The organism is Corynebacterium sp. HMSC070E08 (assembly GCF_001808895.1).
Classification (GTDB): domain Bacteria; phylum Actinomycetota; class Actinomycetes; order Mycobacteriales; family Mycobacteriaceae; genus Corynebacterium; species Corynebacterium hiratae.
This window is the reverse complement of sequence record NZ_KV794741.1, coordinates 65,500-82,224: the sequence shown is the minus strand read 5'-3', so window position 1 is coordinate 82,224 and position 16,725 is coordinate 65,500. Positions and strand designations below refer to the sequence as shown.

General features: G+C 61.3%; 12 protein-coding genes. 1 reads left to right on the top strand and 11 read right to left on the bottom strand.

The genetic code is table 11. The features are described 5' to 3' along the window. From HMPREF2526_RS03435 to HMPREF2526_RS03425, 3 genes are all read right to left on the bottom strand, one after another. On the bottom strand, positions 1 to 2,283 hold a 2,283-nt coding region (locus HMPREF2526_RS03435), incomplete at its 3' end, for a YPDG domain-containing protein (protein WP_210384384.1). Between the two features lie 587 nt (positions 2,284 to 2,870). Beyond that, on the bottom strand, positions 2,871 to 4,163 hold the full coding sequence (locus tag HMPREF2526_RS03430) for an adenylosuccinate synthase (protein WP_010188714.1): 1,293 nt from the start codon (positions 4,161 to 4,163) through the stop codon (positions 2,871 to 2,873). Positions 4,164 to 4,313: 150 nt separating this feature from the next. Then, positions 4,314 to 5,402, bottom strand: coding sequence for a hypothetical protein (locus HMPREF2526_RS03425; RefSeq protein ID WP_046647157.1), 1,089 nt, complete (start codon positions 5,400 to 5,402; stop codon positions 4,314 to 4,316). 195 nt (positions 5,403 to 5,597) lie between these two features. Between HMPREF2526_RS03425 and HMPREF2526_RS03420 the strand changes: the two genes are divergently transcribed. Beyond that, positions 5,598 to 6,527: a hypothetical protein gene (locus tag HMPREF2526_RS03420; protein ID WP_046647156.1), complete on the top strand. Its 930-nt coding sequence runs from the start codon at positions 5,598 to 5,600 to the stop codon at positions 6,525 to 6,527. A 253-nt stretch (positions 6,528 to 6,780) separates the two neighbouring features. Here the strand turns inward: HMPREF2526_RS03420 and HMPREF2526_RS03415 are convergent, their stop codons facing one another. The 8 genes from HMPREF2526_RS03415 to clpB form a co-directional block, all read right to left on the bottom strand. Then, positions 6,781 to 8,001 carry an FUSC family protein gene (locus tag HMPREF2526_RS03415; protein WP_070545887.1) on the bottom strand — a complete coding sequence of 407 codons (1,221 nt, stop codon included), beginning with the start codon at positions 7,999 to 8,001 and terminating at the stop codon, positions 6,781 to 6,783. Positions 8,002 to 8,098: 97 nt separating this feature from the next. After that, the gene (gene fbaA, locus HMPREF2526_RS03410) at positions 8,099 to 9,133 is read right to left on the bottom strand and encodes a class II fructose-bisphosphate aldolase (protein ID WP_010188696.1); all 1,035 of its coding nucleotides are present in this window, start codon (positions 9,131 to 9,133) and stop codon (positions 8,099 to 8,101) included. A gap of 181 nt (positions 9,134 to 9,314) precedes the next feature. After that, entirely contained in the window at positions 9,315 to 10,514 is a 1,200-nt protein-coding gene (locus tag HMPREF2526_RS03405; RefSeq protein WP_070545885.1) for a glycoside hydrolase family 76 protein, read from the bottom strand. A 63-nt stretch (positions 10,515 to 10,577) separates the two neighbouring features. Continuing rightward, a complete protein-coding gene (locus HMPREF2526_RS03400; protein ID WP_070545882.1) occupies positions 10,578 to 11,252 on the bottom strand; it encodes a TrmH family RNA methyltransferase in 675 nt (224 codons plus the stop codon). Further along, the gene (pyrE, locus tag HMPREF2526_RS03395; RefSeq protein WP_010188690.1) at positions 11,245 to 11,790 is read right to left on the bottom strand and encodes an orotate phosphoribosyltransferase; all 546 of its coding nucleotides are present in this window, start codon (positions 11,788 to 11,790) and stop codon (positions 11,245 to 11,247) included. The genes HMPREF2526_RS03400 and pyrE overlap by 8 nt, the downstream gene beginning before the upstream one ends. A 124-nt stretch (positions 11,791 to 11,914) precedes the next feature. Next, positions 11,915 to 13,129, bottom strand: a complete 1,215-nt coding sequence (locus HMPREF2526_RS03390) for a type III secretion system chaperone family protein (RefSeq protein ID WP_046647152.1) — start codon at positions 13,127 to 13,129, stop codon at positions 11,915 to 11,917. 95 nt (positions 13,130 to 13,224) lie between these two features. Then, positions 13,225 to 14,076 (bottom strand): sulfurtransferase, encoded by an 852-nt coding sequence (locus HMPREF2526_RS03385; protein WP_046647151.1) that lies wholly within the window; start codon positions 14,074 to 14,076, stop codon positions 13,225 to 13,227. A 73-nt stretch (positions 14,077 to 14,149) separates the two neighbouring features. Continuing rightward, positions 14,150 to 16,711, bottom strand: a complete 2,562-nt coding sequence (gene clpB, locus HMPREF2526_RS03380) for an ATP-dependent chaperone ClpB (protein WP_070545881.1) — start codon at positions 16,709 to 16,711, stop codon at positions 14,150 to 14,152. Between the last annotated feature and the right edge of the window lie 14 nt (positions 16,712 to 16,725).

The window sequence follows — 16,725 nt, the reverse complement described above, 5'->3', positions numbered from 1 at the left end:
ACCAGGCTTACCCTTGCCATCCTTGTACTCAGGCACGAACTTGTCGGAATCGCGGTCGGTGGACTCAACGACGAAGCGTGCAGTACCAGTTGCGGTCGTACCGTCCTTGTAGGTGACCTGGACCGGAACCTCGATGCTGTCCTTGTTGGCTGCATCCTTCGGGAAGGTTACAGAGACCTCACCGGTCTTCTCATCGACGGTGACGGTGTAGCCCTCCGGAACCTCGAAGGTCTCCGGCAGCGCGAACTTCGTCGGCTCCTTGGTGGCGTCCTGAGCCTTCAGCTCCTCAGCGCTGAGCTTCTCGACGTCATCAGTCTCCGTGTTATCGAAAGTCGGAGTCTTGGACTTAGCTGGTTCACCAGGCGTAGCCGGCGTCTCCTCGTAGTGCGGCTGCCAACCAACCAGGACCGTGAACGCGTCAGCTGCAATCGCCTGACCGCGCGCACCGGTTTCCTTGTTCACCGGGTACAGGTATGCGGTAAACGTCGTCGTGGACTCAACACCCGTGGTGTCAAGCTGGCAGGAAGGAAGAGTACCCTTTGCCTGCGGAGCCACCGGATCACACTTGTGTACAACCTTGCCGGTCTCCTGGTTTACCCATTCAATCTGGTACTGCAAACCATCAACCCACTTGCCTGGCAGGCCAGCAGTCTTGGTCTCAACCTTGGCTCCCGGCTTCGCAGGGTTTTCACGGGTGTCGTACTCAAGTACGTCAAAGACAACGTAGTCCGAGTAGATAACGTGGCGGTTCTCCAGCAAGTAGTTCTCACCAGCACCGTAGATAATGCCACCAGCCCACTTACCCTCACCATTGAACACGTACTGGCTACGCGGCAGGAAAGAGTTGTTGTAAAACGGCGTGAACTGGCCAAGCCCCTCAGTCTCCTCCGTAGAGAAGAACAGCCAATCCCAGTTCACATGCTTCGGCAGGTTATCGCCGCCACGACCGGTCTTATTCTTCACCCAGCTGCCGTAGTCAGCAGCAGGAGCAACCTGACCAAACAAGCTGTAGGCATCATGCTTCGACTTGTCCGGGAAAATCACCTCAGAGCCATCATCACGAGACAGATCAGAGTAGGTCAACGCACCATCGTCGTAGCCACGGTCAACATCACCGTTGGTACGACCACGGCCAAAGGTGCCCTTAAACTGCAGCGTGTATTTACCATCGCTGCCAACGGTGGCTTCTGAGGTCTCAGCGATCCACTTTTCCTTGCCCTCTTCGGCCATCTTGCGCTTGATCCAGTTCTGCAGCGCAGTCTCATTACGGTTGGTCCAACCGCTGCCACGGATCTCCTTGAACCCAAGATCAATCGCAGCCTTCTCATTGATCTGGTTGACCGCGTAATCAGACAAGTAGGAACCGTAGACCTTCATGCCCGTTGCCGGCACATCCGCACCGTTCATCTCGTTCATCAAGCTCGGAGTGAATGCACCCGCAGTGTGGTAGAGGTGCCAGAACAGGTTGCCCTTGATCTGGCCAGGACCGTTACCAACAACCGGGTTCTGATCAGCCTTGTCAAGGTGCATGATGTCATGGCGGGTCTTCTCACCAAACGCGAAGCGAACATTGTTCACGCGGTCCGGACCGACATACCAGCCCATACCACCCGGGGTGTCGAACGTGTTGCCGTTCGGGCCCATGTGGCCGAAGTTGTAGCCATACAGCTGCGTGAAGTTATCCGGATCCGGGTTATCCACCCACACACGAATCTTTTCGTACTGCGGACCGTTCGGGTCCGCATCAAACTTCACAACTTCGCCCTTGGCATTGTTGAACGGCTTCATGTGAATGGTGTAGCGACCATCCTCACGAGTTACACCGGTATACACCGGCGAGGTGATGCCGCCCTTTTCAGTCCACTGCGCGTATACGCGCACACCGGCCATCGGGATCGGCTTCCACGGATCACGGGTTCCCGGGTAGACCGACAGGTCACCATCACGCTGGTGGATGACATAGCCCTCGATGGACTCGTTGGTGCCTTCCGGAGCGTCAGATTCGATCGCACCTTCCTTGGGTGCACCAGGGGTAAAGGTGTAGCGCTGCTCATCTACCACAGACTGGTAAACGCCATCGGCATTCTTGCCCGGGTACTTGACACCATTACCGGCGGCGTTCGGCTGGCCAGCCTCGGCCGGGGTGCCAGCGACTGCGGCCACATTGTAGTTCGGGGTTACCGAGTGGACGAAGGGGCCCACCATAGCAATAGAGAGCGCCGCGGCAGCAATAGTAGTGCCGCGACGGCGTACAGCTGTACGCTTAATTTCCTTCTTATTCATATCAAGAAGCCCTTTCCTTAAGACTTGAAAGAACTGATCACGCTAGGGATACGTGACCGCGCAAGGGGTGATACCGGCTTACGCAACCGAGAGCAGCTCACATCTGTCACCTTGGAAGAAGGTCAGAGGTTTCCAAGGATCTATGAACAAACTCGTCTCTAATGTTAACCCCGTGCACGAATTAAAGAAACCGTACGCATTCCTGAAAATTTCATGAATGCAAACTTTTTGCCGCTAACAACACGAAGCACATGCTTGAACTGCTCTTTTTACTGCGATTGCGACACGCGGTCGCGATTGTTAAATAGCTCACGTCATCACATCGGTAACATTTTCCCCAGGAATACACTCCTAACGGGGGTGTTTTATACAGCGCGGTGACAGGTGGAGGTGTGGGAGGCGTCGCCAAGCAGGGGGTATTGAGCGCACAAATGTAGCCATAGAAACACAAACCGCCCCGCTTCCCCGTGCATGGTGCGTGCAGGTGGTTGTGTGCACGATGCTGCAGGAGAAGCAGGGCGGTTGCTTTGTGACACCGCCGCCGTTAGGCGGTGCCTGAGGTTGTGCGGCTTGGACTCTTTGGCGCCTTACTGATCTTGCATGACGTCGTGGCGCACGATGGTCTGGTCGCGGCCGGGGCCGACACCGATGTAGGAGATGCGGCAGCCGGAGAGCTCCTCCAGACGCAGGACGTAATCCTGTGCCTTCTGGGGGAGCTCCTCGAAGGTCTGGCAGCCGGTGATGTCCTCATCCCAGGCCGGCATGGTTTCAAAGATGGGCTCGGCGTGGTGGAACTCGGACTGGGTCAGCGGCATCTCGTCGTAGCGCTTGCCATCAACGTCATAGGCCACGCAGATGGGGATCTCACCGATGCCGGTGAGCACGTCCAGCTTGGTCAGGAAGTAATCCGTGAAGCCGTTGACGCGGGTGGCGTAGCGGGCAATCACAGAGTCGTACCAACCGCAGCGGCGCTTGCGGCCGGTGTTGACGCCGATTTCGCCGCCGGTGGTCTGCAGGTACTCGCCCCACTTATCGAAAAGTTCCGTGGGGAACGGGCCTGCGCCGACGCGGGTGGTGTAGGCCTTGATGATGCCCAGGGAGGTAGTAATGCGCGTCGGGCCAATACCGGAGCCCACAGCAGCACCGCCGGCAGTCGGGTTCGAGGAGGTCACGAACGGGTAGGTGCCGTGGTCAACGTCCAGCATGGTGGCCTGGCCACCCTCCATGAGGACGTGCTTCCCTTCATCCAGCGCCTGGTTCAGTTCTAGTTCGGCCTCAATAACCATCGGGCGCAGGCGGTCGCGGTAGCTCAGGAAGTACTCCACAACCTGCTCCGGCTCAATGGCCTTGCGGTTGTACATCTTCACCAGCATCTGGTTCTTAATGTCCAGTGCGGACTCGACCTTCTGGCGCAGGATGGACTCATCGAAGATGTCCTGCACGCGGATACCGATGCGGGCGACCTTGTCGGCATAAGCCGGGCCAATACCGCGGCCGGTGGTGCCGATGGCGCGCTTGCCCAGGAAGCGTTCCTGCACGCGGTCCAGGGTCTGGTGGTAGGGCGCCACGAGATGAGCGTTGGCGGAAATCTTCAGACGCGAAGCGTTAGCGCCGCGGGCTTCAAGGCCATCAATCTCGTCGAAGAGGGCCTCCAAGTTAATCACCACGCCGTTGCCCAAGACCGGGGTGGCGTTTTCAGAAAGAATGCCGGCGGGAAGGAGCTTCAGCTCGTACTTCTCGCCGCCGACCACGACGGTGTGGCCGGCATTGTTACCGCCGTTGGGCTTCACTACGTAATCGACTTTGCCGCCGAGGATGTCGGTAGCCTTGCCCTTGCCTTCATCGCCCCACTGGGCGCCGACGATGACGATCGCTGCCATGTTTGGTGTCACTTCCTATTTATTGAAGTCAAATACGCACCTACTTTACCCGCCATAGCGGTGCAGCGGTGAGTTTGTGACAAGCTCGTCAGGAATTGATGCGCCGGCACCTTCGTGGAGAGGTTCGTCCCGAACCTCGTTCAAGCCCAACTACGCGATTTCGGTGTTTGAGTTGGCACCGTCGCCCTTGTCTTTCTCTTCGATGAAGATGGTGTCATTGGTGAACATCAGCCTCGAATTGTTTGGGGTGCTGATAATGATCCCATCGTCAACGACAGCGATTTGAGCTTCAATGTCATCGATGCCGATTCGGTAGAGACCGTTGCTATCGATCTTCTTGCCGTCAGTTGGGAGGTTGTCAACACCACCCTGGCTGTACCTGGTTTCACCCTCCAGCGGTAGGAGGCTCACCACATCGAATTCCATATCTTCCGGCAGGTTGGTCTTATCGCTCTTGATGACCCAGGCTCCGCCATCGCCATGTGCGCAGTCAATGGACTTTTCATTCGCATCGATACCGCACACCAAGTTCCAGCCATCGGCAGAAATATCGAACAGCGTTTCGCCGCGGAGGTCTTCCTCATCCTCAGCTAGGTCTGCAGAGTCGGTGGGCTCCGATTTCACGTCGATAAAGAAGATATCCGAGTTCACACCGTCGAAGGAGTTCTCCATCGAAGGTGCCTCAGTGCCTGGGCGCTTGTACACCTTTCCTTCGACGCCGACAATGTCTCCTTCAGTCTTGGACTCATAGGTGTAACCCTCTCCATCCTCAGTGACCTCAAATGAGGAGGACGTGATGTACAGGGCATCCTCGTCGTAGACCCTGCCGTTGACGAAGAAGACGGGAACCTTCACGGGTTCGCCATCGAACTTGCCCTCCAACACCACGTAGCTGAGGAACATGCAGGGGTCATACTCGTCTTCGCCGATGGTGAGGTCCTCAAATTTCTCGGTGGAGCCTTTCACGTAGGCTTCTTCATTCTCTAGGACCTTGCTGATTTCGGTGTCCTCGAGGTCTTTCTTCTCGTCACAGTTGGCGTTCGCACTTGAGGAGGAAGTGCTGCTCGGTGTCGACGATGTCGTCGCGCTGGCCTTCGTAGAACTAGTCACGGACGCGGCGGCGGCCTCGGTGAAGGCGGGTTCCTCGGCTTCCGTCTGTGAACCCCCACCGAAACTGCACGAACTCACCAACAGTCCAGCGGCGGATACAAGCGCAAGGGTTGCCATACGGGTGGACACGGTGAATACCTCCAGCTATCAGACAAAGAAAAAGTTAAGTGTTAAGAAGTTGAGAGTTGCTTTGGAGTTAAGCGTTGTAATGGAGCCTACCTAGCAGATGTGACGTGCACTACTTAATCTCTGGAAGCGCCGTTGGTTGAGCGGCGCTGACGCTCCTTTTTCGCGAACCTCTCTTCACGCTCCTATGCTTCTTGTATGATCTGTGCGCTTGTAGACTGCGGCGGCCATCTCACTGAGGCCCACGCCGATTCCCTCGCTAAGGCTCAACAGAGCGGAATCCGCGTTGAGCACTTCCGCGTCGCCTCGATCCCCAGCCGGCAGGAGCTGAAGGCTATTGATGCGCTGGCCAGGGACATACTGCCGGAAGACCCCACTCCATCGCTGGATGAGATTGCCGCGCAACCGGACGTGAGCCACCTCGGTGAGCCGGGGCCAGCACCCCAAAAGCAGTACTTGCGCGAGCCTTTGCGCATCGTGGTTATTGGCAGCGATGCCGCACTCAGCGCGGTGCTGACCCGGATGATGCGCGCGGATTACCTGTGGGCCGAGGTTGGGTATGTCCCCACCGGGGAGCACTCCACGGCGGCGATGAATTGGGGCCTGAAATCGAGCGAAGCCGGCCAAGGTCGCCAGGGTCCCGGCAACCAGGGAGCAGTGATGGAGGAGGCGCTCTCCTTTGCCATGACCGCGCCCGTCAAGCCGGTGCCGCTCATCCGCAATGACGCGGGCCTCGCCGTGGCGGGCTCGGCAACGATTGCGGAATGGTCGAATGAGGAGATCACCGGGGAGATCATCGTCGACGATGCCGTGCTGCTGCGCGCAGATCGTGAGAAGGATGTCTTCGGGGCAAAGCTCGTACCAATGACGGATGCGCCGGGCATCGTGGCGGCAAAGGCGGTGACGAGCTTTGAGGCCGAGACTGCACCGCGCCGTGGGCTGTTCGCCCGCCTGCGCAAGCCTGCACAGCCTGGACAACTCGACCCGGCCAGCGTCGTGCAGGGCCGGGCGGTGCAGGCAGGAGGGCCGTCGCTCAGCGTCAGCGTCGATGGAGTCCGCGCCAAGCGTCCGGTCAAGCGCGTGACCTTCTACCGCCACCTGCGGGACCTACAGATCGTGCGGCCCTAGTCATCAAAAGACCTGCTTGTTACCCTAGCCTGACTCTTTAGGCCAGAACATCTTTAGGCCAGAACGACAAGAGGATTCGGCCAGCATTACCTTTAGGGGCACTAGGCTCGAAACCGAATCCTCACCGCATGCGCACTTTGCAGTGCACCTAGGCGGTATGCGGAAGACTCTACCACTCCTCGCATTCCCTGCGTAGCTGGCTAGAAGCACACACATTCCCAAGTTCTCGCACGGTTGAGGCTTGGTTTTAGACCTAGTCTTCCTCCCAGACCTCCGGCGGGTAGGCCGGGTGTTTGGAGGTGGGCACGAGTTGTGCCACGGCTGACTCCCGCGACATGCCGCACACCATGAGTAGGTCCACGATGATGGAGCGCGTCTGGGCGAGTACGGCGTAAGCGGAGAGGACTGCCTCCTCGCCGGCAACGTCCATCGAGCAGCGTGCACCCAGCTGGCGTAGGCGTTTGACTATCTCCGGGATGGCATGCGCCTCATCCACGCGACGCTCGCGCGCTGTTTGGTGGGTGTAGAGATCGGAGAGCTCCATCGTGATTTCAGCGAGTTCGTCGATGATCTCGACTTGCTCGGGCGTGGCTTGGTCGCCGTCTTCGGCGAGTACAAGCGCCCGACGCGAAAGCACGCGGGTGCCGCGGACTACGTTGTCGACGGGCGTGAGGATGCGTTCCAAGGAGCGAACGGTACGTTGTGAGCTCCACAGGAAAGGTGACAGGCGTGCGGTTTCCGCACCGCCCTTGGTGGCGTTGAGCATGTTGTTGATGTCATCCTGCGTGCCGCGCACCGCGTCGCGTGCTTCCGTGATGGTCTCAGGATCGTTTTCTTCCAGCCCCTTGGCCACGTCGGAGAGGACCAAGGAGGTAATGCCCAAGACCTTCGAGACTTCCGAGCGCCCCGCGCGCAAGGGCGAGGAAGGAATCAGCACGATCATCGTGAGGCCAATGACCGCGCCGATAATGGCGTCAATGGCACGGGAGATGCCGCCCATTTCTTCCGGGGGAAGAATGGTGGCGATGAGGATGGCGGCAATGACGATTTGATTGCTCACCAGCTGCGAACTAGTGAAGAAAGAAGCGATAATCAGGGCCAACCCGATGATGATGGTCATGTGGATGGGTCCGGTCCCGAGGGTGTCGACAAGCAGCGTGCCCACCAAGACTCCTACAACACCGCCGAGGGCCATGTCCACGGCGCGCTTGAGCCGGTCCCTGCCCGATAGTCCGAGGATGATGATGACGGCCATCGGGGCAAAGAAAGGCTGCGCGTGGCCGAAGAAATCGTGCGCAACATAGAAGGCCAAACCCGCGCCTATCGTGCACTGAAGCATGAACACGAGCCGGTTGCGGATGCGTGTGAGGCGCGCCTTGAGGGACTTATCCACCAACCGCAGCTGCTCGCGGGTGGTCTTGCGAACACGCTTGACGGTACTCGACGAACTCGACGATGACTCTTGCGCTTCCATGACTCCGGTATTTTACGCGTTCTGGCGGCGGGTTTGGACGAACAAAGCCACCCCTCATGGGCGAGGGGTGGCTTGTTGGCATCCGGTTGGTGTGGGTTTACTTGGACACGGTCTTGCCCACGGAGTGCAGGTCCTGGCAGGCCTCAACCACGCGGTCAGCCATACCCTGCTCAGCCTTCTTGAGGTAGGAGCGCGGGTCGTAGACCTTCTTGTTGCCTACCTCGCCGTCGATCTTGAAGACGCCGTCGTAGTTAGCGAACATGTGGCGTGCAACCGGGTTGGTGAAGGCGTACTGGGTATCGGTGTCAACGTTCATCTTGATGACGCCGTAGCGCAGGGCCTCCTCGATCTTTTCCTTCTCGGAGCCGGAGCCGCCGTGGAAGACGAAGTCGAAGGGCTGGGAGCCTTCCTCCAGGCCAAGCTTCTTCACGGCAACCTTCTGGCCCTCGTCGAGGACCTCGGGGCGCAGCTTCACGTTGCCCGGCTTGTACACGCCGTGGACGTTACCGAAGGTAGCGGCCAGCAGGTAGCGACCCTTCTCACCGGTGCCGAGGGCATCGACGGTCTTCTCAAAGTCCTCCGGGGAGGTGTAGAGGTTAGCGCCGGCCTTAGCCTCAACGCCGTCCTCTTCGCCGCCGACGACGCCAATCTCAACCTCAAGGATGATGTTGGCGTTGTGGGCCTTCTCGAGGAGCTCCTGTGCGATCACGAGGTTCTCATCGATCGGGATAGCGGAGCCATCCCACATGTGGGACTGGAAGAGCGGCAGCTCGCCGCGGTCAACGCGCTCCTGGGAGAAGGCGATCAGCGGGCGCACGTACTCATCCAGAACTTCCTTCTGGCAGTGGTCGGTGTGCAGCGCAACGTTAATGCCGTAGTGCTGAGCAGCCTCGTGAGCGAAGGCAGCCAGTGCCTTGGCGCCGGCAACCTTGTTCTTCACGGACAGGCCGGAACCGAACTCGGCGCCGCCGGTGGAGAACTGGATGATGCCGTCGGACTCAGCCTCGGCGAAGCCGCGGAGAGCGGCGTTGATGGTTTCGGAGGAGGTGCAGTTAATTGCCGGGAATGCGAAGCCGCCCTTCTTGGCGGTATCCAGCATCTGGTTATAAACCTCAGGGGTTGCAATAGGCATGAAATTCCATCCTTTGGAGTTGCTGTGCAGTAAGCCGTGCCGTCCCACGTCCAGCGAAACAACACGTTCCAACATCCAAGTATGCCTGTAGTTGTGGTTTTCCGCCGCGAGATGCGATGTGACCTCACTTAAACGCTGCTTCGCGGGGACGGTAAGCCCCCGCCTATCTGGGGAAACGCTGCTATTTCTTGGATTCTGACTTGTACTTCACAATCCGGGTGCAGGCCTCCAACAACATCCAACCGGACAACTGAACGGACAAATCGCGCTCAGCCACGCGGATAATGCCCATCTTCTGGCTCAGTGATGAGGGGCCGAAACCGTAGTTGTGAGGCAGCTTCGCATCTGCGGTCCAATCGGAGCCGAAGATGGGCAAACCATCTACTTCGAGGCGGTGTTCCCACACGGATTCCGCCGAGGCCGTCACGAGGCGGGCAGCCAGTTTCTTGGTTGCGCGGTTGGCCGGAGAATCGCCCGGCAAGCGCACCGCTACGTCCGCGAGGTAACGGGCAAGGATGCCTTTGAACAGGCCGCCGTCGCCGTCGCCAGTCTGCCAATCGATGACGCCCGTGTACGTTGCCATGCCCGTGGCTACCGCTTGGACCAAGCCGCGGATGCGGGTGGTGTAGTCCATCATGTCTGCGGCGAGTTCGGCCTCGTGGACAGAGTCGATGTCCTCCACGGAGCGCAGGCCGGTCTTCTCCCGCAGCGCCAGCACGATTTCCAAGCAGGCACCGAGCACCACGCCTTGGCAATAGGGGTGGATGTTGCGGACGATTTCCTGCCCATCCATGCGCATGCGGATGCCGTCCATGACGAAGCCATCGTCATCGATGAGGTGGTCATAGATCCAGTCCACGATGTGGCGAGCTTCCTCGACCCGGCCCATGCGGGCCAGCATGATGGCCCCCGGCCCGTTGGAGGGGACGTTGAGGAAGGTCTCACCCTCACGCCACGGCAGCACACCCACCTGGGTATCGATGCCATCGCGGATGTTGTGCTGCAGGCTGCCCAGCTTCTTGTGAGGGCGCATCTTCTTTAGTTCGCCAGCGCGGGCGATGGCCAGGGCCATCCAGGCCTTGTCGTCGTAGTAACGGTTCTTTGTCAGTGGCTGGAGATTGCGCACGTGGACGCCGCGGATGGTGTTGGCGATGAGTGTGCGGCGCGCCTTGGTGTTCTTGCGCAGGGCGGCGTCGACAAGACAGTCCAGGTAGTGCGCCTGCCACCAATAATGCCAATGCACAAAGAGAGATTCTTTGGTGGTGGGTGGCCAACTCACCACGGCAAGGTTGGTTCGGGGCAAGCCCCACACGGCTTGCGCGTGGCGCTCATTGATGGCTGTTTCCGCAAGGTCGGCGCGGTGGGACCATTTCTCTAACACTTTTGTCTCATCATTCTCACAATGTGAATTCGTTACCTAGATGTAAACACAGTGCGCGGGATCTCACCAAGCTTTTGATAAATCCGCATGCTGCCGAATCCATGCATGCATGGCAATGCCCGCGGCCACCCCCGCGTTGATGGACCGAGTAGACCCAAATTGCGCGATGGAGCACGTCATCACTGCTGCATCTTGGGCCTCTGGGCTAACCCCCGGGCCCTCCTGCCCGAAGAGGAGCAGGCAGCGCTCGGGCAGCTCCGCGGTTTCTAGGGGGACACACCCGGGGGTGTTATCAATGGCCACGACGGTCAGGTCGTGGTCCGCCGCCCAGGCCATCAGTTCGCTCACATCCGCGTGATGCATGAGGTGCTGGTACCTGTCGGTGACCATGGCGCCGCGCCGGTTCCAGCGGCGTCGGCCAACGATGTGGACGGTGTCGACGGCAAAGGCGTTGGCGGTGCGCACCACGGTGCCGATGTTGGCATCGTTCTCGAAGTTCTCGATGGCGATGTGCAGGGCATGTCGGCGCGTGTCGATATCCTCCCGGATCGCCTCGCGCGTCCAGTAGCGGTAGGCGTCGACGACATTGCGGCGGTCCCCCTCCGCGAGAAGCTCGGGATCGTATTTCTCCGCTTCGGGGCCTTCGGGCAGCGGGCCTTCCCAGGGGCCGACGCCGTGGCGGCCCTCATTCCATTCGGTGGGACCTTTAGCCTCCGCCTCTTCCTCGGGCTTAGGCAAGGTCGAGGTCCTCCAGGCCCAGCAGGTAACGGTATTCCAAGCCCTCGGCGGCGATGGCTGCTCCGGCGTCGGTGTTGCGATCCACCACAGTGGCCACGCCGACGACCTCGGCACCTGCCTTGCGCAGAGCCTTCACGGCGGTCAGTGGGGAGTTACCGGTCGTGGTGGTGTCCTCGACAACGAGCACCTTCTGCCCCTCGACGTTGAAGCCCTCGATCTGGCGCTGCATACCGTGCTTCTTGGCTTCTTTGCGGACGACGAAGGCGTCGATGTCGCGGCCATCGGCGTGCATGATGGACAGCGCAACCGGGTCCGCTCCCATGGTCAGGCCACCAGCGGCGGCATAGTCCCAGTCGGCGGTGAGCTCACGCAGCAGCGAGCCGATCAGGCGTGAGGCCTCATGCTGCAGGGTGGCGCGGCGCAGGTCCACGTAGTAGTCGGCCTCCTTGCCGGAGGACAACGTGACCTTGCCGTGGACGACGGCCAGCTCCTTCACCAGTTCTGCTAGACGTTGCTTCTTCTGCTGATCCAGGCTCATCGCTCGCTCCTTAAAGTCTGTGGCTTTCTAGCCTTCAAAATCCGCCCTGTAGTTTACCCTCTTCCGCGCGGGCGGCCGCCACATCCAGGGTTGCTGGCACATCGAGGGTTGTTGGGAGTTGCTGTTAGTCGAAGATGGACGAGCCGCCGTCGAAGCGGCGCGGCAGGCGGGCCTGATTGTTTTCGTGGGTGGGGCGTTCGTGGCCATCGGCAATCGCATCCACTTCATCCGCACCCAGGCTGGAGTGGTCAATGGTGCCGCGCGCCTCGCTGCTGCTGCGGCTCGGCATGACAACCGGTTCGGTGGGGCGCTGGATGGTGGGCGCGTCGAGAGAATCATCGCGGTCCGGGACTGCAGTAGGCCCGGTAGGTTCGGGCTGCGGGGGCTGCGGGATGTCGCGGCTCGGGTCGAGTTCATCGACGCGCAGGACCTGCGTTGCCTCAGAGCGCGGCGGAAGGACACGGGCGGCATCAGCCAGCAGGGCTAGCGGTTCCAGCAACTCTTCCCACTCCGCGCTGCGGGCGTGCTTGGTGGTTTGGGCAAGCACCCACTCCCCTTCCATCCACACGGCGGTCACGGCGGCGGGTAGGCGGTGTAGCGCCGCACTGACGCGGGGATCGATAAGACGCTGGCCCACGCCGGCATCGGAGGCGAAGACTTCAAACCCTTCCTCCTCACGCACGTATACGAGATCCTCAGAAGGGTTGTCCACGGTCTCCCCTGCCCGGCGGAAATCCACCACGATGTCGGAGGCCGCGCCGGTGCGCATGGCCATGACCGGGATCGTGCCCATATCGAAAAGGAGGGTCTCGTGGCTGCGGAAGTTTCCGGCCACAATGTCCCGGGGCTCCTGGCCACGGGCGGCCGCGCCGCGGCTCCACTCATCGGCCAGGTAAGAATCATGCTTGGCGTACTCCCAGCCGCGCTGCTGGCCAAAGGCCTTGCGCTCGCGGCGGGCGCTGCCCGGCACGAAGTACTTGGCGCGCTCTGCACGCTCCGCGAAGCTGCGCGCCGCAGCCTGCGGTTCGGTGAGTTCGTTCGGCTCTGCGGTGAGTTCCTCGGGTTCTTCAGGCTCCTCGGGCTCGTTGGGCTCAGCAACGGGTTCGTCGAAAGGTTCGACGTTGTGCTCGGCAACGGGTTCCGGCTCTGCGGTGAGCTCGGGCTCCGGGGTGGAGGCAACCGGCTTGGCGTCGACTGCCGCGTTGTCAGCCGTATCGGCAGCGGCGTTGTCAGCGGGGTCGCCGGCGGAGAGAGCGGTGCGCTGGCGCTGGTCCAGCCAGAGCACGATGAGACCAGCCACGAGCGCGACGGCGGCTAGGGATAAGAGTACGAAAGGCATCACTGATCGACTCTAATCGCCCGGCGCGCCCGATCCGCGCTGACGCGCTGGTCACGCACAGGTTTGGGCGCACACCTGGGTAGCGGGTGCGGGTGCTAGACGTGCTCGCGGTCGCCGCGCTCCACCGGGTTCTTCGGGTTGGCTGACCACTGCGACCAGCCACCCACGAAGTGGCGCAGGCCGGTAAAGCCCACGTACTCCAGCACGGCGATGGTGAGCGCGGAGTGGTTGCCGGAGCCGGAGTAGATGATGGCGCCGTCCACGTTCTCCTTGGTCACGCCGTGGTCGTCGAGGATCTCCAGGATCTCCTCCTTGGACTTCCACACGGTGATGTCTTTCGTGTGGAAGAGGCGCTCCGGAAGATTAACCGCGCCCGGGATGTGGCCGGCCTTCAAGTCGAGGTTCTCGCGGCGGCCGGCGAAGCGGTTGCGCGTGCGAACGTCGAGAAGCAGGCCCTCGTGTTCCTTGACCTCATCGATGGTGACCGTGGGCATCGACCCCGTCGTCACTTCAAAGTCCGAGGGCATGCCCAAGTTGCCGGGGCCGGTGAGGGTGGGCAGCGACTGGGCGCGCCAGTTGGACAGGCCACCGTCGAGGATGCGGACGTTGCGGATGCCGGCCCAGCGCAGTGTCCACCACGCACGGCCGGCGAAGAGGCCGCGGCCTTCGTCGTAAACAACGACCTCGCTGTCTTCATCTAGGCCCCAATGATCGATCCACTCTTGAATCTTCTCGCGCTTTGGGAGGGGGTTGCGCCCGGCCTTGGAGCCCGGCAGGCCCACGAAGGCTGACGCGGCGTCCGCGTACTGGGCGGTTGGAATGTGAAGGGAGGAAAACTGATTGAAGGCCTCGCCTTCCCCTGGTGCCCAGAGGGAGGCAAGGATGGTTGTCTTGTCACCGCGGTAAATCTTCTCACTTAGCTCGTGAGGGGAGACCAAAATGCTCATGCCCCAGATCATAGGGGCATGAGCGGGTGCTGGCGACCGTTGAGCGCCATTGGCGCTCAACGATTGAAGCGGTTTAGTCGGTGCGGGCAGCTAGCTCGAGGTGCTCGCCACCGTCGGCCACGTCGACGTGCACGGTATCGCCGTCCACGATGTCACCGGCCAGCAACTTCTTGGCCAGCTGGTCACCGATGGCCTGCTGGATCAGGCGGCGCAACGGGCGGGCACCATAGGCCGGGTCATAACCACGCTCGGCCAACCACAGCTTGGCGGCGTCGGAGACCTGCAGCGTCAGGCGACGGCCGGACAGGCGCTCGGCCAAGCCCTTGAGCTGGATGTCCACGATGCCGGAGAGCAGATCCGAGGTGAGCGGCTCAAACATCACGACGTCATCAAGGCGGTTGATGAACTCCGGCTTGAAGCTGCGCTTGACGGCCTCCATGACCTCTTCCTTGGTGCCGCCGGCACCCAGGTTCGAGGTCAGGATGATGACCGTGTTGCGGAAGTCCACGGTGCGGCCCTGCCCATCGGTCAGGCGGCCCTCATCGAGCACCTGGAGCAGCACGTCGAAGACATCCGGGTGGGCCTTCTCAACTTCGTCGAAAAGCACCAGCGTGTAGGGGCGGCGGCGCACTGCCTCCGTGAGCTGGCCGCCGGCATCGTAGCCCACGTATCCCGGAGGGGCACCGACAAGGCGGGCGACGGAGTGCTTCTCACCGAACTCGGACATGTCGATGCGTACCATGGCGGATTCATCGTCAAAGAGGAAGTCCGCCAGAGCCTTCGCCAGCTCCGTCTTACCCACGCCAGTGGGGCCCAGGAAGAGGAAGGAACCGGTCGGGCGGTTCGGGTCAGCCACACCGGCGCGGGCGCGGCGCACGGCGTCGGAAACCGCGGTGACGGCTTCCTTCTGGCCCACCACGCGCTGTCCCAGCACGGCTTCCATGTTGAGCAGCTTCTCGGTCTCTCCCTGCAGCATCTTGCCGGCCGGGATGCCGGTCCAGGCGGAGACGACCTCCGCGATGGTGTCCGGGGTGACTTCCTCGCTGAGCATGGTGTTGTGCTGCTGCGCGGCCTTCTCCTCGGCGGCGGCCAGGTCCTTCTCCAGCGGCGGGATCTTGCCGTAGTTGATCTCGGAGGCCAGGGCTAGGTCACCATCGCGCTCCGCAATCTCTGCCTGACGGCGCAGATCCTCCAGCTGTTCCTTGATGGTCTGCACGTCATCGATGGCCTTCTTCTCATTGGCCCAGCGGGCCTTGAGCTCACCGAGCTTTTCGCGCTCATCAGCCAGCTCCTGCTGGAGGGCGGTCAGACGGTCCTTCGAGGCCGCGTCCGATTCCTTCTTCAGGGCCAGCTCCTCAATCTCGAGGCGGCGCACGACGCGCTCCAGCTCATCAATCTCCTGCGGGGAGGAGTCAATCTCCATGCGCAGGCGGGAGCCAGCCTCATCGACTAGGTCGATGGCCTTATCCGGCAGGAAGCGGTTGGTGATGTAGCGGTGCGAGAGCTCCGCAGCAGAGACCAAGGCCGAGTCCTGGATGCGCACGCCGTGGTGCACCTCGTAGCGCTCCTTGAGGCCACGGAGGATACCGATGGTGTCCTCCACGGAAGGCTCGGCGGCGTAGACCTGCTGGAAGCGGCGCTCCAGGGCGGCGTCCTTTTCGATGTACTTGCGGTACTCGTCGAGGGTGGTAGCACCGACCAAGCGGAGCTCGCCGCGGGCCAGCATCGGCTTAATCATGTTGCCAGCATCCATCGAGCCTTCGCCCGTAGCGCCAGCGCCGACGATGGTGTGCAGCTCATCGATGAAGGTGATGATCTGCCCGTCGGAAGCCTTAATTTCATCGAGGACGGCCTTGAGGCGCTCCTCGAACTCGCCGCGGTACTTCGCGCCGGCGACCATGGAGCCAAGGTCCAGGCTCAGCAACGTCTTGCCCTTGAGGGATTCCGGTACGTCACCGGCCACGATGCGGCGGGCCAGGCCCTCCACGATGGCGGTCTTACCTACGCCGGGCTCACCGATGAGCACCGGGTTATTCTTCGTGCGGCGGCTAAGAACCTGGACCACGCGGCGGATCTCCTGATCGCGGCCAATCACCGGGTCAATCTTGCCCTCGCGGGCGCGGGCGGTGAGGTCCGTGGCGTACTTCTCCAGGGCCTGGAACTGTTCCTCGGGGTTCTCCGAGGTCACCTTGGCCGCACCGCGCACCGAGGGGAAAGCGCCCTTGAGTGCGTCATAGGTAGCGCCGCGGGAGGTCAACAGTTCAGCAGCATCAGACTTGGAGCCTGCAATAGCTGCGAGCAGAACCTCGGTGGAAACGAACTCATCGCCGAGCTCACCGGCCAGCTCCTGGGCGCGGGTGAGGACGTTGAGGGCGTCGCGGTTGAAGTTCGGGTTCGCCATGTTGGCGCCCTCGGCCTTGGGGAGGGCGTCGATAAGCTGGCGCGCCTCCTTGCGAACCGTCTCCGGGTCCACACCGGTGGCCTTGAGCACCGGGGCGGCAATGCCGTCCTTCTGCTCGAGGATGGCTGCTAAGAGGTGTGCCGGGCGGATGTCCGGGTTACCGTTGGCGGAGGCCGTCTGCAGCGCTTGCTGCAGGGCCTCCTGAGTTTTAGTGGTGGGGTTAAAAGAACTCATTGTTGTGTTTCTCC